20 protein-coding genes are annotated in these 23785 nt (G+C 69.7%); 18 read left to right on the top strand and 2 right to left on the bottom strand.

Annotation, left to right across the window (positions count from 1 at the left end):
* The first annotated feature begins 127 nt into the window (after positions 1 to 127).
* The 12 genes from purN (at position 128) to AC3RXY_RS15515 (ending at position 13156) form a co-directional block, all read left to right on the top strand.
* Positions 128 to 715 carry a phosphoribosylglycinamide formyltransferase gene (purN, locus tag AC3RXY_RS15570; RefSeq protein ID WP_491511833.1) on the top strand — a complete coding sequence of 196 codons (588 nt, stop codon included), beginning with the start codon at positions 128 to 130 and terminating at the stop codon, positions 713 to 715.
* 39 nt (positions 716 to 754) lie between these two features.
* A complete protein-coding gene (purH, locus tag AC3RXY_RS15565; RefSeq protein WP_491511832.1) occupies positions 755 to 2362 on the top strand; it encodes a bifunctional phosphoribosylaminoimidazolecarboxamide formyltransferase/IMP cyclohydrolase in 1608 nt (535 codons plus the stop codon).
* Between the two features lie 153 nt (positions 2363 to 2515).
* A complete protein-coding gene (locus tag AC3RXY_RS15560) occupies positions 2516 to 4123 on the top strand; it encodes a DNA-3-methyladenine glycosylase 2 family protein (protein ID WP_491511831.1) in 1608 nt (535 codons plus the stop codon).
* Positions 4120 to 4617, top strand: a complete 498-nt coding sequence (locus AC3RXY_RS15555) for a methylated-DNA--[protein]-cysteine S-methyltransferase (RefSeq protein ID WP_491511830.1) — start codon at positions 4120 to 4122, stop codon at positions 4615 to 4617. The genes AC3RXY_RS15560 and AC3RXY_RS15555 overlap by 4 nt, the downstream gene beginning before the upstream one ends.
* Positions 4618 to 4752: 135 nt before the next feature.
* Positions 4753 to 6684, top strand: coding sequence for an ABC transporter ATP-binding protein (locus tag AC3RXY_RS15550; protein ID WP_491511829.1), 1932 nt, complete (start codon positions 4753 to 4755; stop codon positions 6682 to 6684).
* Positions 6681 to 8495: an ABC transporter ATP-binding protein gene (locus AC3RXY_RS15545; protein WP_491511828.1), complete on the top strand. Its 1815-nt coding sequence runs from the start codon at positions 6681 to 6683 to the stop codon at positions 8493 to 8495. The genes AC3RXY_RS15550 and AC3RXY_RS15545 overlap by 4 nt, the downstream gene beginning before the upstream one ends.
* A 122-nt stretch (positions 8496 to 8617) precedes the next feature.
* Positions 8618 to 9430 (top strand): hypothetical protein, encoded by an 813-nt coding sequence (locus AC3RXY_RS15540; RefSeq protein ID WP_491511827.1) that lies wholly within the window; start codon positions 8618 to 8620, stop codon positions 9428 to 9430.
* Positions 9431 to 9480: 50 nt separating this feature from the next.
* Positions 9481 to 10641 carry an alpha/beta hydrolase gene (locus AC3RXY_RS15535; RefSeq protein WP_491511826.1) on the top strand — a complete coding sequence of 387 codons (1161 nt, stop codon included), beginning with the start codon at positions 9481 to 9483 and terminating at the stop codon, positions 10639 to 10641.
* A 76-nt stretch (positions 10642 to 10717) separates the two neighbouring features.
* Positions 10718 to 11206, top strand: coding sequence for a YajQ family cyclic di-GMP-binding protein (locus AC3RXY_RS15530; RefSeq protein ID WP_491511825.1), 489 nt, complete (start codon positions 10718 to 10720; stop codon positions 11204 to 11206).
* A gap of 100 nt (positions 11207 to 11306) precedes the next feature.
* Entirely contained in the window at positions 11307 to 11459 is a 153-nt protein-coding gene (locus AC3RXY_RS15525) for a hypothetical protein (RefSeq protein ID WP_491511824.1), read from the top strand.
* 99 nt (positions 11460 to 11558) lie between these two features.
* Complete coding sequence (locus tag AC3RXY_RS15520; RefSeq protein ID WP_491511823.1) at positions 11559 to 12662, top strand: ABC transporter; 1104 nt, start codon at positions 11559 to 11561, stop codon at positions 12660 to 12662.
* A gap of 8 nt (positions 12663 to 12670) precedes the next feature.
* A complete protein-coding gene (locus tag AC3RXY_RS15515) occupies positions 12671 to 13156 on the top strand; it encodes a DUF6121 family protein (protein WP_491511822.1) in 486 nt (161 codons plus the stop codon).
* Positions 13157 to 13358: 202 nt separating this feature from the next.
* Here AC3RXY_RS15515 and AC3RXY_RS15510 read toward each other — a convergent pair whose 3' ends face one another.
* Positions 13359 to 13967 (bottom strand): hypothetical protein, encoded by a 609-nt coding sequence (locus AC3RXY_RS15510; RefSeq protein ID WP_491511821.1) that lies wholly within the window; start codon positions 13965 to 13967, stop codon positions 13359 to 13361.
* Positions 13968 to 14495: 528 nt separating this feature from the next.
* On the opposite strand from AC3RXY_RS15510, the gene AC3RXY_RS15505 reads away from it, so the two are divergent.
* Entirely contained in the window at positions 14496 to 15362 is an 867-nt protein-coding gene (locus AC3RXY_RS15505) for a helix-turn-helix domain-containing protein (RefSeq protein ID WP_491511820.1), read from the top strand.
* A 76-nt stretch (positions 15363 to 15438) separates the two neighbouring features.
* On the opposite strand, the gene AC3RXY_RS15500 is transcribed toward AC3RXY_RS15505, so the two are convergent.
* Positions 15439 to 16086: a spermidine/putrescine ABC transporter substrate-binding protein gene (locus AC3RXY_RS15500; RefSeq protein ID WP_491511819.1), complete on the bottom strand. Its 648-nt coding sequence runs from the start codon at positions 16084 to 16086 to the stop codon at positions 15439 to 15441.
* 366 nt (positions 16087 to 16452) lie between these two features.
* Here AC3RXY_RS15500 and rpsL point away from each other — a divergent pair, with 366 nt between their 5' ends.
* The 5 genes from rpsL to AC3RXY_RS15475 all read left to right on the top strand — a co-directional run bounded on the left by rpsL (position 16453) and on the right by AC3RXY_RS15475 (position 23589).
* On the top strand, positions 16453 to 16821 hold the full coding sequence (gene rpsL / locus AC3RXY_RS15495) for a 30S ribosomal protein S12 (RefSeq protein WP_013584051.1): 369 nt from the start codon (positions 16453 to 16455) through the stop codon (positions 16819 to 16821).
* 5 nt (positions 16822 to 16826) lie between these two features.
* Positions 16827 to 17297, top strand: coding sequence for a 30S ribosomal protein S7 (rpsG, locus tag AC3RXY_RS15490; protein ID WP_179410053.1), 471 nt, complete (start codon positions 16827 to 16829; stop codon positions 17295 to 17297).
* Positions 17298 to 17400: 103 nt separating this feature from the next.
* Entirely contained in the window at positions 17401 to 19515 is a 2115-nt protein-coding gene (gene fusA, locus AC3RXY_RS15485) for an elongation factor G (RefSeq protein WP_491511818.1), read from the top strand.
* 208 nt (positions 19516 to 19723) lie between these two features.
* A complete protein-coding gene (tuf, locus tag AC3RXY_RS15480) occupies positions 19724 to 20914 on the top strand; it encodes an elongation factor Tu (protein WP_491511817.1) in 1191 nt (396 codons plus the stop codon).
* A gap of 773 nt (positions 20915 to 21687) precedes the next feature.
* Positions 21688 to 23589: a cell wall-binding repeat-containing protein gene (locus AC3RXY_RS15475; RefSeq protein ID WP_491511816.1), complete on the top strand. Its 1902-nt coding sequence runs from the start codon at positions 21688 to 21690 to the stop codon at positions 23587 to 23589.
* The last annotated feature ends 196 nt before the right edge of the window (positions 23590 to 23785 follow it).

Below are 23785 nucleotides of genomic sequence, written 5' to 3'. Positions count from 1 at the left end.
CCCCCCCCCCCCCCCCCCCCCCCCCCCCCCCCCCCCCCCCCCCCCCCCCCCCCCCCCCCCCCCCCCCCCCCCCCCCGGGGGGGGGGGGGGGCCCGGCGAGTCCTGCGCGCCTCACTAGACTGGGCGGATGCTCACGGTCGCCGTCCTCATCTCGGGAACCGGCTCGAATCTCCGCGCCCTCCTCGAGGCTGCGCGTCACCCCGACTACCCCGCGCGCGTGGTGGTCGTCGGTGCGGACCGCGAGGCGGAGGGCCTCGCGCACGCGACGGAGTTCGGCATCCCGAGTTTCGTCGTGCCCTGGCAGGGGGCGGCGAACCGCGACATCTGGGGTGCAGAGCTCGGCGTGCAGCTGGACGCCTGGAAGCCCGACCTCATCGTGCTGTCCGGCCTCATGCGCCTGCTTCCGGCCGACCTCGTCGCCCGGTACGCGCCGCGCATCATCAACACGCATCCGGCCTATCTTCCCGAGTTCCCCGGCGCGCACGGTGTACGCGACGCTCTCGCGGCGCAGGCGGTGCAGACCGGGGCGAGCGTGATCGTGGTCGATGAGGGCGTCGACACGGGGCCGATCCTTGCGCAGGAGCGCATCGCGATCGAGCCGGGCGACACCGAGCACACCCTGCACGAACGCATCAAACCCGTCGAACGCCGCCTGCTGATCGATGTCGTGCGCGGCATCGCCGCGGGCGAGATCCGCCTCGGCGAGACCGCCTGACCGACAACCGACCCCGCACCGACCCACAAGGAGCATCCGATGGCCGGCCCCCGCCACGACCCGAAGTCCTACCGCGACCGCGATGTCGTGCCCATCCGGCGCGCGCTGGTCTCGGTCAGTGACAAGACCGACCTCGTTCCGCTGGCCGCGGCGCTCGCCGACGCGGGCGTGGAGATCGTGTCGACCGGCTCGACCGCGCAGATGATCCGTGACGCGGGGTTCGCCGTCACGGACGTCTCGAGCGTCACCGGGTTCCCCGAGTCGCTCGACGGGCGCGTGAAGACCCTGCATCCGTCGGTGCACGCCGGCCTGCTCGCCGATCTCCGTCTCGAAGACCACGAGCGGCAGCTCGGAGATCTCGGCGTCGCGCCCTTCGAGCTCGTCGTGGTGAACCTGTATCCCTTCGTCGAGACCGTGACCTCGGGCGCGCAGGGCGAGGACGTGGTCGAACAGATCGACATCGGCGGGCCCGCGATGGTGCGCGCCGCGGCGAAGAATCACGCCAATGTCGCGATCGTCGTCTCGCCGGAGTCGTATCCGGCCGTGATCGACGCTGTCGCCTCCGGCGGCACGACCCTCGCCCAGCGCCGCGAGCTGGCGGCCCGCGCGTTCGCGCACACCGCGAAGTACGATTCCGCCGTGGCGGCGTGGTTCTCCACCGAGACGATCGAGCGGGGGCAGGAGCTCCCGGCCCACCTGACCATCAAGGCCGAGCGCCTCGCGACCCTCCGCTACGGTGAGAACTCCCACCAGCGCGGCGCCATCTACACGACCCAGGGCGGCCACGGCATCGCCCAGGCCACGCAGCTGCAGGGCAAGGAGATGTCGTACAACAACTACGTCGACGCCGACGCCGCTCTGCGCGCTGCGTACGACATGGTGCGCCCCGCCGTGGCGATCGTCAAGCACGCGAACCCCTGTGGCATCGCCACCACGGCACCCAATGCCCTGGATCCGATCGCCAGCGCCCATCTGCGCGCGCACGAGTGCGATCCGGTGTCTGCGTACGGCGGCGTGATCGCGGCCAACGGCACCGTGACGCTGAAGATGGCGGAGAACCTCAAGGACATCTTCACCGAGGTCATCGTCGCGCCGTCGTTCGAGCCGGAGGCGCTGGAGGTCTTCAAGGCGAAGAAGAACCTCCGCGTGCTGCAGCTGCCGGAGGACTGGCAGCAGGAGCTCATGGACGTGCGCCTGGTCTCGGGCGGTCTGCTCCTGCAGGACGCCGACCGGTTCCCCGCTGACATCCTCTCGGTCGCAGACAGCTGGGAGCTGGTGACCGGCGAGCGTCCGGCCGCCGGCGAGATGGAAGACCTGATCTTCGCCTGGAAGGCCTCGCGAGCGGTGAAGTCGAACGCGATCGTGCTCGCCAAGAGCACCGCGACGGTCGGCATCGGCATGGGCCAGGTAAACCGGGTGGACTCCTGCCGGCTCGCCGTCGAGCGTGCCGGAGACCGGGCGGCCGGATCCGTGGCGGCATCCGACGCGTTCTTCCCGTTCGCCGATGGTGCGCAGGTGCTCATCGACGCCGGGGTGTCGGCGATCGTGCAGCCGGGAGGTTCGGTGCGCGATGACGAGGTCATCGATGCCGCCCGTAAGGCGGGCGTGACGATGTTCTTCACCGGAGAGCGTCACTTCTTCCACTGATTGCGCTATCCCGAACTCAGGCTCAATTGGCGCGGCTGAGCCGCTGGCCCCGTTTCCGGGCCGTTGGTGCGGGTTCTGCCTGAGTTCGGGCGGTGGCACGGTCGTGGCCGAAAACCGCTAGAGGTGTTCCGGAGCCGGTGCGATGCTTGAGGAATGGCACTTCCGGCGATGACCTTCGACGAGCGGTACCGCGCGATCAGCGCGCGGGACGGGCGCTTCGACGGCCAGTTCGTGACAGCCGTGCGATCGACCGGCATCTACTGCCGTCCGTCGTGCCCGGCGCGCACGCCGAAGCCGGCGAACGTGACGTTCTACCCGACCTCCGCTGCGGCCCACGAGGCCGGCTACCGGGCATGCAAACGCTGTCTTCCGGAGGCCGCTCCCGGTTCGCCGGAGTGGGATCTGCGCGGCGACGTCGCCGCGCGCGCGATGCGCCTCATCGCCGAAGGGGTGATCGAGCGCGAGGGTGTTCCCGGCCTCGCCGCACGGCTGGGGTACTCTCCCCGCCACCTGGTGCGGCTGCTGACCGCCGAGCTCGGCGCCGGCCCTCTCGCCCTGGCCCGCGCGCAGCGCGCCCACACCGCCCGCATGCTGCTGACCGGCACCGCCATGCCGATCGCCGATGTGGCGTTCTCCGCCGGGTTCGCCAGCATCCGACAGTTCAACGACACCGTGCGCGCGGTCTTCGCGGTGACCCCGGGCGAGCTGCGCTCGCGCGGGCGCGGTCCCACCGATGCCGTGCCGGGCCGCATCGACCTCGCTCTGCCGTACCGGGCGCCGTTCGACGCCGCCGGGCTCTTCGCGTGGATGGCGGCGCGCGCCGTGGACGGTGTCGAGAGCGCGTCCACCGGCTCGGAGGGGGATGAGCCCTTCTTCGCCCGGCAGTTACGCCTGCCGGGCGGGCCGGCATGGTTCCGTCTGCAGTGCCAGGGGGATGGTGCAGACCGGATGCGGTTGAGCGCACGGCTGTCGAACCCCGCGGACCTGCCCGTGCTCGTCGCCAAGACCAGGCGGCTGTTCGATCTCGACGCAGACCCTGCCGCCGTCGACGACGCCCTCCGCGGGCATCCAGAGCTGGCGTCCGCGGTCGCGCGGGTGCCCGGCATCCGCGTGCCAGGGGCGGCAGACCCCCACGAGATGCTGATCCGGGCGATGGTGGGTCAGCAGATCTCGGTGCCGGCGGCTCGCACCGCTCTGACCCGCCTGGCCGACGCGCTGGGGGAGCGCGTCGAGGATGGCGTGCTCTTCCCGTCCATGGCGGCGATAGCCGAGCACGGCGCCGAGGTGCTGCGCGGACCTGCGGCGCGCATTCGCGCGATCACCGGGGCAGCGGCCGCGCTCGCCGACGGCTCGCTCGTGCTGTCGGCCGGCGACGACGGAGCCGCGCAGCGCGAACGGCTGCTGGCGATGCCCGGCATCGGGCCGTGGACGGCAGACTATGTGCGCATGCGCGTGATCGGCGACCCCGACGTGCTGCTGCCGGGCGATGTGGCATTGCGCGCCGGGGCCGCCGCGCTCGGGCTGCCGGGCGACGGGCGCCCCCTCACCGCGTGGGCGGAGCGAGCGGCGCCCTGGCGCAGCTATCTGTCCGCCCATCTCTGGCGCGCGGTGGCCCCCGGCCGTCGGCAGGAACCGCGTGGCGGGCCGGACGTCGCGGTATCGCGTCGCCGGGCCCCCGGCGACGCCGGGGGATCACGGCGCGGAGCAACGAGAGACGTCGGGGGACGACGGACACCGACGAACGACAGGAGAACGACATGATCACGTGGCAGATCCTCGACACCCCGGACGGCGCGTTCGCCATCCTCGCCGACGACGAGGGCCGGGTGATCTCGAGCGGGTGGACCGACAGCGTCGACGCCCTGATCGCGCGGCTGCCTGCCCGGCATCGTTCGGTCGTGGGCGGCATCCAGGAGGGGGCGACGGATGCCGCCGCCGCGGTGCTGGCCTACTACGCCGGCGATCAGGGAGCGATCGACGCCGTCGAGGTCATGCAGGTCGGCACCCCGCTGCAGCTCGCCGGTTGGGCGGCGCTGCGCGCCATCCCGCCGGGACGGCCGCTGACCTACACGGCATTCGCGCAGGAACTGGGAAACCCGGCGGCGGTGCGGGCCGCCGCGTCGATCTGCGCGCGCAACGCGCCGGCGCTGTTCGTGCCGTGTCACCGTGTGCTGCGCACCGATGGGTCCCTCGGCGGGTTCGCCTGGGGGCTCGACGTCAAGCGCTCCCTGCTGGACCGCGAAGCGCGCGCGTGAGGCGGTCGGTGCGGCATCGTGGGGACGACGCCGCACCGGCCCTGCGGGATGTATTCTGGTGGGCTGCCCTCCGCACGGACACGGTCCGGTGATGAGGGGCAGCCCAGCCCCCGCACCGATACGTAGCCGAGAGTCATGTCGTCGTCACCGAAGTCGTCCGCGCCGCAGCAGCCGCAGAATCCGCCAGCACAGAAGCAGCTGGGCACCATCGCCTCCCTCCGCCGCCTTGCCCCGTTCGTGCGCCCGGTCGCCGGCCGGATGGCGCTCGGCGCGCTGAGCGCGCTGGGAGCCGCCGTGGTCGCTCTGAGCATCCCGCTCGTCCTGGAGTCGGTCCTGCAGGGGCCCGTGGCCAGCCGTGAGGTTCCCGCGATCGTGTGGGGAGCGCTGGCGGTGTTCGGCCTGGCCGCGCTCGAGGCGGTCATGGTCTGGTTGCGCCGAGCGCTCATCATGAAGCCCGCCACCCAGATCGAGTACCGGATGCGCACCACCATCTATGCGCGTCTGCAAGACCTCCCGGTCTCCTTCCACGACCGCTGGCAGTCCGGTCAGCTGCTCAGCCGCATGATGCAGGACATCAACCTCATCCGGCGCTGGCTGGCCTTCGGTCTCATCATGCTGCTCGTGAACATGCTGACCCTCGTGATCGGCGCGGTGCTGCTGTTCCGCTGGCACTGGCTGCTCGGAGCGATCTTCCTCGCCTCGGCATTGCCGCTGTGGATCACCGGCTATCAGTTCGAGAAGCGCTACGGGATGCTGACGCGGCGGAGCCAGGACCAGGCGGGCGACCTGGCCACCGCCGTCGAGGAAAGCGTGCACGGCATCCGCGTTCTGAAGGCGTTCGGGCGCGGCAAGCACGCGCTGCGCGACTTCAGCCGCAAGGCCGAGACGCTGCGCGAGACCGAGCTCAGCAAGGCCAGAGCGGTCGGCACCATCTGGTTCTGGCTCGACCTCCTGCCGCAGGTGGCGTTCGGCCTGAGCCTGGTGGCCGGCATCTGGCTCATCTCGCAGGGCGCGATCACCGTGCCGGAGCTGTTCGCCTTCTTCGCGATGGCGACGGTGCTGCACTGGCCGATCGAGTCGATCGGGTTCCTGTTCTCCTTCCTGCTCGATGCGCGGACCGCGACCGACCGCGTGTTCGAGGTCTTCGACGAGACCAACACGATCACCGATCCTGCACACCCGACGAGCATCGCGACGCCGCGCGGTGAGCTGGTCTTCGAGGCCGCGCGCTTCCGCTACCAGGACGCGGCTGCGGAGGAGCGCGATCTGCTCGACGGGATCGATCTGGTGCTGCGCCCGGGGGAGACGATGGCGCTGGTCGGCCTGACCGGCTGCGGCAAGACCACGCTGACCACGCTCCCCACCCGCCTCTACGACGTGACCGGCGGGCGCGTGACGCTCGACGGCGTCGACGTGCGCGACCTGGAGCTGTCCGAGTTGCGCCGGCACATCGCGATGGCCTTCGAGGACGCCACGCTGTTCTCTGCGACCGTGCGGGAGAACGTGCTGCTCGGTCGCGCCGATCTCGATCCGCACGGCGCGGAGGGCGAGCGCGTCATGCGCGAGGCCCTCGCGGTCGCGCAGGCCGGCTTCGTCGACGACCTCCCTGACGGCGTCGAGACGATGATCGGCGAGGAGGGCCTGAGCCTCTCCGGCGGGCAGCGGCAGCGGCTCGCGCTGGCACGCGCCGTCGCGGCGGCACCGCGGGTGCTCGTGCTCGACGACCCGCTGTCGGCGCTCGACGTGGACACCGAGGCGCTCGTCGAGGAGGCGTTGCGCGAGGTGCTGGCAGAGACCACGGCGCTCATCGTGGCACACCGCCCGTCCACGGTGGCCCTCGCCGATCGCGTCGCTGTGCTCGAGGACGGCAGGATCACGGCGGTGGGCACCCACGCGGAGCTGCTGCGCACGAGCGAGCACTACCGCTACGTGATCTCGAGCCTCGAGGACGACGAGGCTGCTCGGCGGAAGACGGCCGGCTCGCCGGAGCACGCCGGCGCGGTCTCGGCCGCCGCGGCGACCGTCACACTCCACGACACCGACACGCAGAAGGGGGCGGGGCGATGACCGCCGCACTGACCGGCACGCAGGGCGAGGACCGTACCGACTACACACGCGAGGAGAGCCGTACGATCCGCCGTCGTTCGCTGCGGCTGCTCGGCTCGCTCGTCCGCCCGCTGCGCGGGCGCCTCGTCTTCGCATCGGTCGTCCTCGTGGTCGCGACCGCGCTGCAGGTGCTCGGCCCGGCTCTGATCGCTTTCGGCATCGACAGCGCCCTGCCGCGGTTGATCGAGAGCGCCGACTGGATGCCGACGTTCGTCGTGGGCGGGCTCATCGTGCTCGCCGGCCTCACCGGCGCCGCGCTCATGGGGTGGTACGTGGTGCTCGTCGCGCGCATCACGCAGGCGGTGCTGCTGGAGCTGCGCAAGCGGATGTTCCTGCACACCCAGAAGCTGAGCCTGGAGTTCCACGAGAACTACACGTCTGGCCGCATCATCTCGCGCCAGACGAGCGACCTCGAGTCGATCCGCGAGCTGCTCGACGGGGGCCTCATGGAGCTCGTCTCCGGCGTGCTGTTCGGCCTGTTCACGTTCATCGCCTTGATGTCGCGGGACTGGCAGTCCGGCGCCGTGCTGCTGGGCGCGGGGATTCCGCTGTTCTTCCTGATGCGGTGGTTCTACCGGCGCTCGCAGCTGGTGTACCGCGAGTCACGGGTGGTCAGTGCGCGGGTGATCGTGCAGTTCGTGGAGACGATGACCGGTATCCGTGCGGTCAAGGCGTTCCGCCGTGAGACCCGCAACAACGAGGCGTTCGAGGAGGTCGTGGGGGAGTTCCGCGACGTCAACCGACGGTCGATGATGCTGTTCGGCACGTTCGAGCCCGGCCTCATGGCGGTCGCCGCGCTCACCACGGGGGTCGTGGTGCTGTGGGGCGGGCTGCGGGTCGCCGACGGCGCGCTCACGATCGGCGTGCTGCTGGCCGCGGTGCTGTACGTGCGGAACTTCTTCTCGCCGCTGCAGGAGATCGCGATGTTCCTGAACTCCTATCAGTCGGCCACGGCGGCGCTCGAGAAGGTGTCCGGCGTGCTCGAGGAGGAGCCGACCGTTCCCGACCCGGAGCAGCCGGTCGACCTGTGGGAGTCGCGGGGACACGTGGCTTTCGCGGGGGTGACCTTCGGCTACGCGGACGATCGCGTCATCCTGCCGAACTTCTCCCTCGACATCCCCGCCGGGCAGACGATCGCGCTGGTGGGCACCACGGGGGCGGGCAAGTCGACCCTCGCGAAGCTCATCTCGCGCTTCTACGATCCGTCCCAGGGTGCGGTGACGCTCGACGGCGTCGACCTGCGTCAGCTGCATCCCAAGGACCTGCGCCGGGCGATCGTGATGGTCACGCAGGAGGCATACCTGTTCAGCGGGACCGTCGCAGACAACATCGCGCTGGGGCGGCCGGACGCCACGCTCGAGGAGATCCAGGCGGCGGCCGTCGCGGTCGGGGCGGATGAGTTCATCCGTTCCCTGCCGAACGGCTACCACACCGACGTCAACAAGCGCGGCGGCCGGGTGTCGGCGGGGCAGCGGCAGCTGATCTCGTTCGCACGGGCGTTCCTCGCCGACCCCGCGGTGCTGATCCTGGATGAGGCGACGGCGTCGCTCGACATCCCCTCCGAGCGGCTCATCCAGGAGGCGCTGCAGACGCTGCTGGCCGACCGGACCGCGATCATCATCGCGCACCGGCTGTCGACCGTCGCGATCGCCGACCGCGTGCTCGTGATGGAACACGGTCGCATCGTCGAGGACGATGCCCCCGCCGCCCTGATCGGCGGCGACGGCCGCTTCGCTCAGCTGCACGCCGCCTGGCGAGAGTCGCTGGTCTGACCGATGCCGCGTCCACCCGCCCCGTGCCGCGTCCGCTCCCTTTCGGCGCGCATGCGGGGTGGGCTCGGCCCAATGGGGGTGGACTCGCCGCGGGGAGGGAAACGCGTGGTTGACTTGATCGTGTGGATCCCGTCTGGGTGCCGCTGCTCGCAACGGCCGCTGATTTCTGGTGGGTCGCGCCGGTCACGGTCGGCGCGGGAGCTGCCGGTGTGCTCGGCGTGCGCCGGAGGCGCGTCGTGAGCGGCAAGCGGCTCGGGGTGGATGCCGCCAAAGCCGATCTCAAGGCCGCGCAGGCGGACGCCGCGACCCGTCGTCGTGTCTCCGCGATGGCTCGCGCCGAGCTGACCCAGGTCACTGCGGAACGCGCCGCCGCGCGCGCGGGCGCCGACGATGTGGCACGGGCCCGCCGCGCCCTCCAGCAGGCGCAGCGCGACGTGAAGGCTGCCGATGCGCGCGTGAAGCTCTGCCGGGTCCGGGTGCAGACCGAGCGTGCCCAGATCGGCACCGGCGGCAGCCCGGTCGAGAAGCTCACCCGCCGGCATGATGCCGTGCTCGCCCGCTGGATGGAGTACGAGACGGACCCGGCGAAGGCTCTCGCCTTCCCCAAGTTCAGCGACACCCGCGAGCCCGCGACCGCCGCGTTCTTCGGCGCGGTGGAACGGGCGCAGCACCGGCGCCCATCCGGCCAGCCCGGTGCACGCCTCACACCGGAGGAGTTCGCCGCGTATCGCGACGCGGTCGCGCAGCTCGAGCACGACTTCGATGTCGCCGAACGCGTCGCCCTCGGCCGGGAGACGAAGCCGGACCCCGGTGCTGCCTGGCGCGACATGGCGCAGTCGGTCGCCGAGGGCTCCGCCGCGCTGCTGGACAGGGCCACGGAGGCCATCACCCAGTGGACGAAGCCCCGGGACGGACGCGGCGACGACCGCCGTTGAACGCGCGGCGCGCTGCCCCTCCCGCGTACGCCGCGGTTAGCCTGAAGCGTATGCAGTGGGTTCCGGACATCCTCGGTGCCGGCTTCGAGCAGCTCACTCTCCCGCTCGGGGAGGACGACGAGGGCGAGGTCGTCGCAACGCTGGTGCGCGCGCTGCCCGCCGCGCTGCCGTGGTGGCGGCGCCTGCGTGCGGTGCCGGGCGACCTCGACGGCGTCGACGTGCTGTATGTCCACGGCTGGTCGGACTACTTCTTCCAGAAGCGCCTCGCGCACACGTTCACGGCGCGGGGAGCCCGCTTCTACGCCCTCGACCTGCGCAAGTACGGCCGGAGCCTCCGCCCGGGGCAGACCCCCGGATACATCGTCGATCTGGGGGAGTACGACGCCGATATCGCGGCGGCGCTCGCCGCGATGGGCCAGCCCGAGCCGGCGGTGCGTGCCGAGGAGGCGGGCGAGGCCGCGCGAAGCGTCGGCGCCCGGGAACACCCGGCGGGCGACGCCGTCGTCGCCGACGCGTCCGCTGAACCCCGGCCGGCCGATGCTCCTGTTCCCGATGCCGGCGCGTCCATCCCCGCTCCCGCGGCGTCGCCGCGGCGCAAGCTCATCCTGCTCGGCCATTCCACCGGGGGGCTCACGCTGAGCCTCTGGGCGCACCGCCACCCGGGCGCTGCAGACGCCGTCGTCCTCAACTCCCCCTGGCTGGAGTTCCAGGTGCCGCGTTTCGGTCGCGAAGCACTCGCCCCGCTGGTGGGCATGACCGCCCGCTACCGGCCGCGTGATCGCGCGCCGCAGATCGACCTCGGCTTCTACACCCGCGCGCAACGCGAGGTCGCCGACCCAGCGGACCCGGTCGAGATCGATCCGGCCTGGCGTCCCGACCAGACGATGGCCGTGCACGCCGCCTGGCTCCACGCGATCCTCGCCGGTCATGCGGCCGTCGCCGCCGGGCTCGACATCCGGGTTCCGGTGTGCGTGCTGCTCTCCGCCCGCACGGCGATGCCGACCGCATGGTCGGAGGAGCTGACATCCGCCGACAGCGTGCTGGTCGTCGACGACATCGCGCGAGCCTCCCTCGGGCTCGGGCCGGTCGTGACGGTCGTGCGCATCGACGGGGCGCTCCACGACGTATTCCTCTCGCGGCATGAAGCGCGCGACGACGCCTACCGGCGCCTGGATGCATGGCTGACCGGCTGGGCGGCGAACCAGCGCTGAGAACCGCCCCGCAGGCGCGACAGGGCACCGACGGCACCACCGGGCCGTCCGGGATGGTCCCGGCTACACTGGCGGCATGGCTGACTCGAGTTTTGACATCGTCTCCACGGTCGATCACCAGGAGGCCGACAACGCCCTCAACCAGGCCCGCAAGGAGGTCGAGCAGCGTTACGACTTCAAGGGCACCGGCGCCTCGATCGAGTGGAGCGGCGAGTCGATCCTCATCAAGGCGAACTCGGAGGAGCGCGCCACGGCCGTGCTCGACGTGTTCCAGTCGAAGCTGATCAAGCGCGGCATCTCGCTCAAGAGCCTCGAGTCCGGCGAGCCGCAGGCCAGCGGCAAGGAGTTCCGACTCGTCTCGACGCTGAAGGACGGCATCTCGTCGGAGAACGCCAAGAAGATCAGCAAGATCATTCGCGATGACGGGCCGAAGTCGGTGAAGTCGCAGATCCAGGGCGACGAACTGCGCGTGCAGTCCAAGAGCCGGGACGACCTCCAGGAGGTCATCCGCCTGCTCAAGAGCGCCGACCTGGACATCGATCTCCAGTTCGTCAACTACCGGTAGCGTTCGCCGCCGGCGGGGCGCCACATCCGGGGCGCCCCGCCGAGCGCACCTCGGCGTGCCGTGGGAGCTGGTGGATCCGGTGCCGCGTAGCGTGGCGGACATGGCGCGCATCGGTGGACGGAACATGGCGGCCGCGTGGGTGATCGGGATCCTCGCTCTCGGCATCATCGTCGGGCTCGTGGTGCTCGCCGCCCCGATGATGCCCGTCCTGATCCAGTTCGTCGGCGACACGCTGCGCTCCTGGACATCGTGACCCCGTGTATTCCGGCTCGCGGATCCGCGGCATGGCGCGCGGACGCATCCGGCGTCGCGGGCTACCCTCTGAGTGCACACAGAGACATGAGGAGCTCCCATGAGTGACCCCCAGGTTCCCCCGCCCGCGCAGAACGACGACGCGACGGAAGCTGTGGACAGCGCGCCCGCCGGCGCCGCATCCGGGACTCCCGTCGACCCCGACCTCGCTGCGTTCGCGGAGGCCGAGGCGCGGCATCCCGGCACGTTCGGTGCGGCGGAGTCCGACCCGGCCGCCCCCGTGCCGACCCCGGACTTCCTGACGGACGCCGCGGCATCCGAGGTGGACGACGCCCTCGCTGCTGCGGCCGCGGCGTACGGTGAGCCCACCCGCGGAGACCTGCGCGCTGCGCGGGAAGCCGATGACGCCCGTGCGTCGGAGTTCTCCCTGCCGGAGCCCCCGGCGGAGCCGACCAGCGCGACGGAGTTCCGCCTGCCCGAGAGCGCAGACGAGGTGCCCGTCGTGGCAGCGGGGGTCGTGGCAGAGCCGGTGGTCGCCGCACCCGCTGCGGCCGAGCCGGTCATCGCCGCAGACACGGTCGTCGTCGAGGCGGAGCCCGTGCCGATGTCCCCACCGCCGGCTGCTCCGGTTGCGGCTCCGCAGCCGATCTTCGTGCAGGCTCCCGAGCCCCCGCGAGAGCGGGGAAACCGCGGCACGGTCGCCGGCATCGGTCTTCTGGCCGCGCTCGTCTTCGCCGTGCTGTTCTTCGGGGCGCACCTCGGCGCACGCGCGCTGGACGGCACGCTGCCGCTGGACGAATTCCCCGCTGTCGCCCTCGAGATCGCGACGTCGTGGCAGTTCTGGACCCCGGTGGCGACGTTCTACATCGGCTTCTGGGTCCTGGGCGCCATCATCAACCGGGGCCGCTGGGGCCGCTGGGTGTTCTTCGGCCTGCTGGCGGCGGTCTTCGCGTACGGCGGCGTCATCCTGGGTGCTCTGCTCGCCGCGCCGTTCTGGACGGTCACGGCCACCCAGGGCGCCGAGCTCGTGATGAGCCAGCTCTTCACGCCGCTGTCCCTCGCGGCGCTCGTCATCGGCCGGGAGATCACCATCTGGTTCGGAGCGTGGGCTGCGCGCAGCGGCGCGCGCAAGACGGAGCTCAACGCCCAGGCGCAGCGCGAGTACGAGCGCACCCTCGAGGCCGGGCCGCGCCTCCCCGCCTAGGTCGTGCCGTGAGCGTCGGGCGCGACTCGCGGTTGCCGGGGGCGCCCCCGGCGCTGGCGGTCGTGCTGGCGACGACGGTGTTCGCGGGCCTGTGCATCGCGGGCCTCGGTGTGCTGAGCCTGCTGACGGATACCGAGATCATCGCCGTGCCAGGGCTCGGCGCGATTCCGGGCGCCGCGGGCATGACCGTGGCCACCGGGGTCTTCGCCCTGACGCTCATTCCGGGCGCCCGCCGCACGCCGCCACGGTTCGGCGGGACGCCGCTGGTGGCGCTGAGCGCCACGCTCGCGCATCTGATCACGGTCTGGGTCTGCGCGGTCGCTGAGGGTGCCGGAGTCGCGAAGGCGACCGCTGCCGCGGCCGGTCTCGTGCTCGGTGGCCCGAGCCTGGTGCTCTTCGGGGCGGGCCTGCTCGCCGCTGTGGGCGGCCTGGCGTTGCGCGGGCGCCGTCAGGGCACTCCGCAGTGGCCGTGGGAGCGTGCCGGCGACGACTGATGCCGCCGCGTCCGCAGACGGTGTGCGCCTCGGTCGGCCCGTGCTCGCGGGCCCGGTTGCCGTGTGCGCGACCGGTGCTCGGCGGGTGTCGGCTGCTCGGCACGCTCGGCAGTGCCGTGCGATCGACCGGGGGGTGTCAACGCCAGTGGGGTGCACCCGAGCCCGGGTGCACCCCACTGGCGTTACAGCGAGAACGGTGAGATCAGCAGCCGACGCTGATCAGCTGCCAGTTGATGGTGTCCGCGCTCTTGGTCACGGGCGGGTTGCCCGTCGGCGACGTGATGGCAGCCGAGTGCGAGATGCCCGCCAGGCTGCTCAGGCCCGGGATGTTGAGCACCGCGTTGATGACATCGAGCGCGATGCCCCAGCTGCGGGACTGACCGGCCGCGAGGGGGCCGGAGATGGTGACGGTGCGCGAACGCGTGGACGAGAACGCGTTTCCGCTCCAGTTGCCAGGGGTCACGCCCGTGCCCGATCCGCCGAGAATACCCTGAACGGCGAGGAGCGCCCAGATGGCGGTGTTGACCCCCGGGACAGCAGCCAGGCCGGAGAGCGAGATCGTCTCGGTCACGGTGACGTTGCCCTCGTACGCGGCGCCTCCGTGGTTCTGCACCGTGAAGCCACGGCCGATCTGCGCGCCCGCGACGCTCAGGAGGCAGCCGGAGTCGATGCGCAGAAGCGGTGCAGCCGGCGAGGTGGCGGCGGCCAACGGTGCGGCGACACCCGCGGCGACGACCGGGAGTGACCAGGCCGCGCCCTTCAGGACGGTGCGACGCTCAAGGCCGCCGTTGATGTTCTTGATTTCGGTCATTGTTGATTTGCTCCTCGTGGATGGGGTCGCGTTGGAGTGGACGGGCGAAAGACGTGGCGCACTCCGTGGTGCCATTGCAACCTTTTCGCTCCGGTCGCGGATCGCGCGATCACGTGTCGCGATCCGGCAGAAAACCGTCGCCAAACGTTCTTGTTCGGGGTCTTCCGACATGCGATCCGCTGGTCGCTCACGCGGATTCCGCTGGTTGGACAGGAACTGGCCGCTCCGAACCGGCGGCGTGCGCGCACACGGCAGATGCCCGCTGGTGGTGGCTACCGTCGGCTCGGAGGGATCACGGTCGCCCAGAGCCCGGGCCTCCGGAGCCTGCGGGCAGAGCGGATTCGTCGGCTACCCTCGGAGCGGCCGATGTTTTGTGGCGTCCCCGCGATCGCCCGCACCGGAGGGTCTTTTTGTGCCAGGCTGGCGCAGTACGGCTCCCGAGGGGCAATGCAACACGGCCGTCGGGGGACGAAGCGCGAGTGCTGCGCACCAATGGCGCTCGGGTGCGACGGTCGGGGAGGGGTGACTGTGATCGCGGCAAAAGGGCTCATTGATTTCGTGGGTTTGTTCAATCGTGCGGGGGAGTATCCCCTCGCCGGACGTCAGTACCGCAACGTCGGGCTGACCAAACATGCCGTCGATACGGATGACGTCTGGAACTGGCGGGCGCAACCGGCGGACGACGACGAGACCGCCTGCATTCTCTTTCCGCAGGGCCTGCTGCGCTTCAGCGATACCGATGGGAAGGCCGGCGAGCTCGGCAGCGGGAGCGCCGGATTCCTGCACCCGCATCACGCGCACATCCTCACGGCGACCGTGCAGGGCGTCGTCTATTGCCTCTGGGTGCCGTGGAGCGCGCTCAGCGAGATCGAACGGGGCATCAGCGTGCCGGCGACGGAACTCGCCCCGACGCCGCTCCTGGTCGGGCTGCAGGCCTTCGTCGCCGCGCTGCTCTCCCAAGCGGCGGAGGCCACCCCGCACACGGACTACATGCTGGAGCGGATCCTCGCGGAGATGGTCTTCGGCGTGCTCGTCGAGGCAGCCGCCCGCCATGTCTCCGGTGTCCGCGAAGCGCGTCCCCTCGATCGCGCTCGCACCCTGATGCTGGTGCGTCGAGCCGACCCCGGCTTCGGTGTGCCGGATATCGCCCAGGAACTGCACATGTCACCCCGGCAGGTGCAGCGGCTGTTCGCCGCCGTCGGTTCGACGCCCACGGCTGAGCTGCGCGCGCTGCGCGTGGAGCTGGCCGGGGAGATGCTCAGCGACGACACCTACGCGCCGCTGTCGGTCGCCGAGATCGCGCAGCACTGCGGCTTCGGCACGACCGCAGCGCTCCGCCGGGCATTCGCGGCCGAGGGGCTCCCCACGCCGAGACGGGCGCGCGCGGGTTCCTGATGTCTCGGACGCCCCGCGGCTCGCCGGTGGGGGACGGACGTCAGGAACCTCCTCGCGATCGATTCGGGAACGCGCGTCAGGGCTGGTCGAGATCGAAGGGCGCGTCGAATGCGGCCATCATCTCCGCCAGCATGCGTTCGATCTGGGGTTCGACGTACTGTGAGATCGCGGCCTGCACGCGCAGCCGGTGGCCGAGGAGTAGCCGGCAGACGTCCGTGCCGACGGTGTTCGCGTGCTCGTCCGCGAGGGCGAGCTCGCGCCGCAGGGCCTGTTTGGCCGTTTCGTCGAGCGGGGGGAGCGGCGGGAGGCTCCTGGCCTCCTCGTCGGCGAGCTCGGCGATGGTGAACAGGAACGGCGCACCAGGAACGGGCTCGGGGTCGAGCGGCATCCCTTCGAACTCCGGCTCGAGCCCCTCCGCTGGCCGATAGCTGCGCGAGCGGTTGCGTTCCGCCTGGTGGTCGAGCTCGTGCTGCAGCAGCGGCAGGTTCAGCGCGGTGTACTCGGCGACGGCATGATCGACGATCGTCTTCACGCGGGTCGACAGGCCGTGCTGCACACCGTGCGGAACATCCGAGCCGATGCCGGCCGCGGAGAGCACCGGCGAGCCGAGGCATCGCCGGCAGGGGGCGACCCGCCCGCGGTGTGTGGCAGGCGTCCATCGGGGCAGCCAGCGCAGCCAGGCGTCGACGGCCTGGCTGACCTGGGTCTCGAGCGAGCGCTCCACGTCTCCAGGGTAGGGGTGCAAGCCCGGCGCGTCAGCGTCTCTCGCGCCGAGTCCCCCTTCTCTGCGCCGAATCCACATCGAATGCGTGCAGAGGGGGCATGGATTCGACGCAGAGAGGGGGAGCCGGGGAAGAGGGGAAGCGTTTGACCGGTACCGCAGGCGGAGAGTACACTGGGTCGGGTGTGTGCGCGTCTCGGCGTGCCCGCATGCGTGGGAGCCGTTGCGGCTCCTGCGGCTGGGCCCCGGCGCCGCCGGCCGGCCCCCACGGCATACCCACCATAGACACGCTCGTCGGTTCCGGCGAGCGGGTGGGTCATGATGTGAAACCCATCACGCTGTCACCGTGCAGCACTATGAGGAGAGAACGTGCCAACTATTCAGCAGTTGGTTCGCAAGGGTCGTTCGCCCAAGGTCTCGAAGACCAAGGCGCCCGCACTGAAGTCGAACCCGCAGCAGGCCGGCGTGTGCACCCGTGTGTACACCACCACCCCCAAGAAGCCGAACTCGGCGATGCGCAAGGTCGCCCGTGTGAAGCTCCGCAACGGCACCGAGGTCACCGCCTACATCCCGGGCGAGGGCCACAACCTGCAGGAGCACTCGCTCGTGCTGGTTCGCGGCGGTCGTGTGAAGGACCTCCCGGGTGTCCGCTACAAGATCGTCCGTGGTGCGCTTGACACCCAGGCCGTCAAGAACCGTAAGCAGGCTCGTTCCCGCTACGGCGCGAAGAAGGGTTGAGTTAGATGCCTCGTAAGGGCCCCGCCCCCAAGCGCCCGGTGGTCAACGACCCCGTCTACGGCGCGCCGATCGTCACCTCGCTCGTGAACAAGATCCTCGTCGACGGCAAGAAGTCGCTCGCCGAGTCGATCGTCTACGGCGCCCTCCGCGGCGTCGAGGCCAAGAGCGGCCAGGACGCCGTCGCCACCCTCAAGAAGGCGCTCGACAACGTCCGCCCGACCCTCGAGGTCCGCAGCCGCCGCGTCGGTGGCTCGACCTACCAGGTTCCGGTCGAGGTGAAGCCGCACCGGGCGAACACCCTCGCGCTGCGCTGGCTGGTCAGCTACGCCAAGGGCCGCCGTGAGAAGACCATGACCGAGCGCCTCCAGAACGAGATCCTGGACGCCTCGAACGGTCTCGGCGCCGCCGTGAAGCGTCGCGAGGACACCCACAAGATGGCCGAGTCGAACCGCGCGTTCGCTCACTACCGCTGGTAACACCCGCAGCGGCGCCCGCCCCGGTCGGCCGGGTCGATCGGTCCGATCGGCCGGGGCGGGCATCCACTCTTCGCACAACCACAGCAAAGAAAAGGACACTCCTGTGGCACAAGACGTGCTCACCGACCTGAGCAAGGTCCGCAACATCGGCATCATGGCGCACATCGATGCCGGCAAGACCACCACCACCGAGCGCATCCTGTTCTACACGGGCGTCAACCACAAGCTCGGCGAGACGCACGATGGCGCCTCGACGACCGACTGGATGGAGCAGGAGAAGGAGCGCGGCATCACCATCACCTCCGCCGCGGTCACCTGCTTCTGGAACAACAACCAGATCAACATCATCGACACCCCCGGTCACGTCGACTTCACCGTCGAGGTGGAGCGCTCGCTGCGCGTCCTCGACGGCGCCGTCGCCGTCTTCGACGGCAAGGAGGGCGTCGAGCCCCAGTCCGAGACCGTGTGGCGTCAGGCCGACAAGTACGGCGTTCCCCGCATCTGCTTCGTCAACAAGATGGACAAGCTGGGCGCGGACTTCTACTACACCGTCGACACGATCATCAACCGCCTCGGTGCCAAGCCGCTCGTGCTGCAGCTGCCGATCGGTGCGGAGAACGACTTCATCGGTGTCATCGACCTCATCGAGATGCGTGCTCTGGTCTGGCCCGGTGACGCCAAGGGTGACGTGACCATGGGCGCGTCCTACGAGGTGCAGGAGATCCCGGCCGACCTCAAGGAGCGCGCCGAGGAGTACCGCCAGCAGCTGCTGGAGACGGTCGCCGAGACCGACGAGGAGCTTCTCGAGAAGTTCTTCGGCGGCGAGGAGCTCACCGTCGCCGAGATCAAGGGCGCGATCCGCAAGCTGGTCGTCGCCGACGCGATCTACCCGGTCCTGTGTGGTTCTGCGTTCAAGAACCGCGGCGTGCAGCCGATGCTCGACGCCGTGATCGACTACCTCCCCTCGCCCCTCGACGTGCCCGCCATCGAGGCGCACGACCCGAAGGACGAAGAGAAGATCATCGAGCGTCACCCCGATGCGAAGGACCCCTTCGCGGCGCTGGCGTTCAAGGTCGCGGTTCACCCGTTCTTCGGTCGTCTGACCTATGTCCGCGTCTACTCCGGCGAGCTGGAGTCCGGCGCTCAGGTCATCAACTCGACCAAGGGCAAGAAGGAGCGCATCGGGAAGATCTTCCAGATGCACGCCAACAAGGAGAACCCGGTCGACAAGCTCACCGCCGGCAACATCTACGCCGTCATCGGCCTGAAGGACACCACCACCGGTGACACCCTCGCCGACCCCGGCCAGCCGGTCGTGCTGGAGTCGATGACCTTCCCCGAGCCGGTCATCGAGGTCGCCATCGAGCCGAAGACCAAGGCCGACCAGGAGAAGCTGGGCACCGCGATCCAGAAGCTCGCCGAGGAGGACCCGACCTTCCGCACCGAGCTCAACCCCGAGACCGGTCAGACGACCATCAAGGGCATGGGGGAGCTGCACCTCGACATCCTCGTGGACCGCATGAAGCGCGAGTTCAAGGTCGAGGCGAACGTCGGCAAGCCCCAGGTGGCCTACCGCGAGACGCTCAAGAAGCCCGTGGAGAAGCACGACTACACGCACAAGAAGCAGACCGGTGGTTCGGGTCAGTTCGCGAAGATCCAGTTCAACATCGAGCCTCTCGAGGTCACGGCAGACAAGACCTACGAGTTCGTGAACGCCGTCACCGGTGGCCGTATCCCGCGGGAGTACATCCCCTCGGTGGACGCCGGCTTCCAGGACGCGATGAACGTGGGCGTGCTCGCCGGCTATCCGATGGTGGGCGTCAAGGCCACCCTCGTCGATGGCGCGTCGCACGACGTCGACTCCTCGGAGATGGCGTTCAAGATCGCGGGATCGATGGGCTTCAAGGAGGCTGCGCGCCGCGCCAACCCGGTGCTGCTCGAGCCGCTGATGGCCGTCGAGGTGCGTACCCCCGAGGAGTACATGGGCGACGTGATCGGCGACCTGAACTCCCGTCGCGGTCAGATCCAGGCGATGGAGGACGCCCAGGGCGTCAAGGTCGTGCGTGCTCTCGTGCCGCTTTCGGAGATGTTCGGCTACATCGGTGACCTGCGCTCGAAGACCTCGGGCCGCGCGGTCTACTCGATGGAGTTCGACTCCTACGCGGAGGTCCCGCGGGCCGTCGCCGACGAGATCGTCCAGAAGGCCAAGGGCGAGTAAGCCCTGCGGATGCTCCTGAGCGCCATGACGGGCTCAGGGGCATCCGGTCCGGCGGGTCACTGAGCCGGTTGGATTCCAACCGGGCATGGCCTCCGGGAACCCCACAACTTCACACATCTCTCTCTATTACACTGAGAACTATCCCCGTAGAGACCCGGTCGCAATCCAGTGCCCGGCGCATCTACATGACCGTCCTGAGGAGGACCCAGTGGCCAAGGCCAAGTTCGAGCGGACCAAGCCGCACGTCAACATCGGAACGATCGGTCACGTCGACCACGGCAAGACCACGCTTTCCGCCGCCATCTCCAAGGTGCTCGCGGACAAGTTCCCGTCGGCGACCAACGTTCAGCGCGACTTCGCGACGATCGACTCGGCCCCCGAGGAGCGTCAGCGCGGTATCACGATCAACATCTCGCACATCGAGTACGAGACCCCGAAGCGCCACTACGCGCACGTTGACGCCCCCGGCCACGCCGACTACGTCAAGAACATGATCACCGGTGCCGCTCAGATGGACGGCGCGATCCTCGTGGTCGCCGCCACCGACGGCCCGATGGCTCAGACCCGCGAGCACGTTCTGCTCGCCAAGCAGGTCGGTGTTCCGTACCTGCTCGTCGCGCTGAACAAGAGCGACGCGGTCGACGACGAGGAGATCCTGGAGCTCGTCGAGCTCGAGGTCCGCGAGCTGCTCGCGAGCCAGGGCTTCGACGAGGAGGCTCCGGTCGTCCGCGTCTCGGCTCTCAAGGCGCTCGAGGGTGACGAGAAGTGGGTCAACTCGATCGTCGAGCTCATGGAGGCCGTCGACAACAGCGTTCCGGACCCGGAGCGTGACCGCGACAAGCCGTTCCTGATGCCGATCGAGGATGTCTTCACGATCACCGGTCGTGGCACCGTCGTCACCGGCCGCGCCGAGCGTGGCACCCTGGCCATCAACTCCGAGGTCGAGATCGTGGGTCTGCGCCCGACGCAGAAGACGACCGTCACCGGTATCGAGATGTTCCACAAGCAGCTCGACGAGGCCTGGGCCGGCGAGAACTGTGGTCTGCTGCTCCGCGGCACCAAGCGTGAGGACGTCGAGCGCGGCCAGGTCGTCGTGAAGCCGGGTTCGATCACCCCGCACACGAAGTTCGAGGGCACCGCGTACATCCTGTCCAAGGACGAGGGTGGCCGCCACAACCCCTTCTACACGAACTACCGCCCGCAGTTCTACTTCCGCACCACCGACGTCACCGGCGTCATCTCGCTGCCCGAGGGCACCGAGATGGTCATGCCCGGCGACACCACCGACATGTCGGTCGAGCTGATCCAGCCGATCGCCATGGAGGAGGGCCTCGGCTTCGCGATCCGTGAGGGTGGCCGCACCGTCGGCGCCGGCACGGTAACCAAGATCGTCGAGTGAGTCGGTTCTGAACTGACACGTCTCTCGAGACACGCAAGGGGTCGGACCTTCTGGTCCGGCCCCTTCGTCGTCCCCCGGGAAGGCTGATCTGGTCGCCGTCCCGATCTGCGCAGGCTTGGGCGCGTCGCGTGCGTCGCGTGCGCCCCTCTGTGCCGTAAGATGGCCACAGAGAGCGGTGCGCCGACAGCCCATCACTCCTTTCCCAGAGTGGAACCACCCGTGTATTCCGCTGCGAGGCACCCTTCGGGGTGAGTCGGAATACACGGGTGGTTTTGCGTTTTCTTGCGGGCCGCCATCGATCTCACGAGGTTCACCGAGAGTTCATCCTGGCGGTCCTCGCGTCGTGAACCGCGCTGGGGTTCCGCTCAGCGGAATGCAGGGTAATACGCCGACTCGTTTCGGAACCTGCACGCGGCCTGGTCCGCACCGATGCCCGCCGCGACCAGGCGAGATGCCCATACGTGCATTCCCCGGTGCGGTTCCGCGGAATCCCGCGGATCCGCGGGCCGCCATACCCCCGTAATCATGCGGGAGAAGTGGTTTTCTCCGGGCTGAACGCGTGCCGCTGCGGCGGCCTGAGAGGTCGTGCAGCGGCGCCGTCCGATCCGCGCCGATCGACGAAGAGAGTTGCGGATCGGACTGTCCACCTGGCAATCTAAAGCGGTTGCTTCCCCCGGGGCACCGGTTCGTTACCTCGGTTCCTGGGTGTTAGCATCCCAAGAGGTTGGTGCATCGCGCCCCAATCTGTCTTTGCAAAATGGGAAAGGAACACGATGAGCCTCAAGGTTCGTAAGGCACTCGCGCCCCTCGCGGTCAGTGCCGTCGCCGCTTCGGCTGTCTTCGCGGCTGGTCCGGCGTTCGCCGCCGGCAACGACACCAACGTCGACGACAACCACCTCAACATCGTCACCGGCTCGCTGGTGAACCGCATCTCGGGTGAGGACCGCTTCGGTACCGCTGTCGAGGCCTCCAAGGCCCTCGTCGCGGACCGCGACACCGTCATCCTCGCGAACTACCTCGGCTGGTCGGACACGCTCGCCGCGACCCCGCTCGCGGACGCGCTCGACAGCACCGTGCTGTACAGCTACGCCGACAAGCTCGAGGACAAGACCGCCAAGGAGCTGGACCGCCTCAAGGCTGCCGGCGTCTCGAACGTCGTCCTCATCGGTGGCGAGGGCGTGCTCAACAACAGCATCGTCACCGCTCTCGAGAAGAAGGGCTTCAACGTCGACCGCATCGGTGGCGTTGACCGTTACGAGACCGCTCTGCTGCTCGCGGCTGAGGCTGTCGACCACTACGAGGGCACCACGCGCCTCGCTGACGCCCGCGCGCAGGTCCGCGCCGTCGTCGCTGCTGAGGCGACCTACCAGGACGCTCTCACCAAGTGGGCTGACGCTCGTGCGGTCACCAACAAGGCTCTCTCCGACCTCTGGGCTGCCGAGGCCAACCTCGCCGCCGCGCAGAAGGCTCTGGAGAACGCTGTCGCCGGCATCGTCACCGTCCCGGGTGCTCCCACCCAGGCCGAGCTCGACGCTCTCGCGGCTGACGTCGCCGCCGCCCGCAACGCCGTCCTGGACATCCAGGTCGTCGAGGGCTTCGTGAACGACCGCCTGGTCGAGTACGCCGCCGCCGCTGGCACCAACTTCCAGGACAACATCTGGAACACCCAGGTCGTTCCGTTCTTCGGCAGCACCTCCTTCACCGTCACGCTGTCCGACGGCGCCCACACCGGCACCCTCGAGCAGCTCTCCGGCCTCGTCGCCGGTGACGCGCTGGCTCCGCTGGCCGAGGCCGCCTTCTTCGGTGGCGCGGACGCGACCGTCAAGCAGGTCCAGGCTGACCTGTCCGACATCCAGCTCCCCGCTGCTCAGGCAGACGCTGCTGCGGCGAACACCGCTTACGCGAACGCCGTTGCCGCTTGGGTCGCCGCGCAGGAGGCCGCTGAGGCCAACGCTGCTCAGCTCAAGAAGGTCGCCGACGCTCAGGCCGCTCTGGTCAAGGCGCAGGAGGCCTACAACAAGGCTGACGCCGCGCACACCGCTGCGCACGTCAAGGAGGAGGAGGCTCGCGCCGCGGTTATCGCTGCTGCTGCGAACCGTCCCTCCGGCGACGACCTGAAGTGGGCCAAGAACGAGCTCGAGAAGGCTCTGGTCGACGTGCTCAAGGACGCCAAGAAGTACCCGGCGTTCGTGGCCACCGGCACCGACTTCGCCGACGCCCTGGCCGCTGGCCCCGCCGCTGCCAAGGAGACCGGTGTTGTCGTCCTCAGCAAGGGCGCGACCATCCCGGCCGAGACCAACCGCTACCTGGCTGCCAAGCCGAACGTGGTTGCCGTCGGTGGCCCGGCCGCTCAGGCCGTCCCGGGTGCGTCGGTCAAGTACGTCGGTGCTGACCGCTACGAGACCGCGACGAAGCTGGCGACCGCCTACTTCGAGCCGACCTTCGACTACGTGGGCCTCGCCTCCGGTGTCGTCGCCGCTGACGCGGTCGTCGCCGGTGCCGTTCTCGCGAACGTCGACGGTACCCTCGTCCTCACCAAGCCGAACGAGCTCCCGGCCGTGACCGCCAACTTCCTTGCTTACAAGGTCGACGGTCCGATCCTGGTTCCGTTCGGTGGCCCCGGCGCGATCTCGAACGCCGTGCTTGAGGCTGCTGCCCAGGCGCTGGTCGACTGAGATCACCGATCTGCCGATGACCTGCGGTCATCTGTGATCTGATCCCACGCGAAGGCCCTCGAAGCGAAAGCTTCGGGGGCCTTCGTCGTGCCGCCGGAGGGAGGGGGTCGCCTCGCGGCGGGGTTATCGGCAGAAAAGAGTGGATGGGGTTGGGCGTGTCAGTGTTCGCCGATCCAGCCTGAGCGGTGCCAGAGTC

This window comes from Microbacterium longlingense (assembly GCF_058349825.2).
The sequence above is the reverse complement of the archived record's forward strand: the minus strand, read 5'-3'. Positions and strand labels throughout refer to the sequence as shown.

Bases quoted from the DNA above. Each gene is read 5' to 3' on its own strand.
- purN (WP_491511833.1), top strand. From the start codon at position 128: ATGCTCACGGTCGCCGTCCTCATCTCGGGAACCGGCTCGAATCTCCGC.
- purH (WP_491511832.1), top strand. From the start codon at position 755: ATGGCCGGCCCCCGCCACGACCCGAAGTCCTACCGCGACCGCGATGTC.
- AC3RXY_RS15560 (WP_491511831.1), top strand. From the start codon at position 2,516: ATGGCACTTCCGGCGATGACCTTCGACGAGCGGTACCGCGCGATCAGC.
- AC3RXY_RS15555 (WP_491511830.1), top strand. From the start codon at position 4,120: ATGATCACGTGGCAGATCCTCGACACCCCGGACGGCGCGTTCGCCATC.
- AC3RXY_RS15550 (WP_491511829.1), top strand. From the start codon at position 4,753: ATGTCGTCGTCACCGAAGTCGTCCGCGCCGCAGCAGCCGCAGAATCCG.
- AC3RXY_RS15545 (WP_491511828.1), top strand. From the start codon at position 6,681: ATGACCGCCGCACTGACCGGCACGCAGGGCGAGGACCGTACCGACTAC.
- AC3RXY_RS15535 (WP_491511826.1), top strand. From the start codon at position 9,481: ATGCAGTGGGTTCCGGACATCCTCGGTGCCGGCTTCGAGCAGCTCACT.
- AC3RXY_RS15530 (WP_491511825.1), top strand. From the start codon at position 10,718: ATGGCTGACTCGAGTTTTGACATCGTCTCCACGGTCGATCACCAGGAG.
- AC3RXY_RS15525 (WP_491511824.1), top strand. From the start codon at position 11,307: ATGGCGCGCATCGGTGGACGGAACATGGCGGCCGCGTGGGTGATCGGG.
- AC3RXY_RS15520 (WP_491511823.1), top strand. From the start codon at position 11,559: ATGAGTGACCCCCAGGTTCCCCCGCCCGCGCAGAACGACGACGCGACG.
- AC3RXY_RS15510 (WP_491511821.1), bottom strand. From the start codon at position 13,967: ATGACCGAAATCAAGAACATCAACGGCGGCCTTGAGCGTCGCACCGTC.
- rpsG (WP_179410053.1), top strand. From the start codon at position 16,827: ATGCCTCGTAAGGGCCCCGCCCCCAAGCGCCCGGTGGTCAACGACCCC.
- AC3RXY_RS15475 (WP_491511816.1), top strand. From the start codon at position 21,688: ATGAGCCTCAAGGTTCGTAAGGCACTCGCGCCCCTCGCGGTCAGTGCC.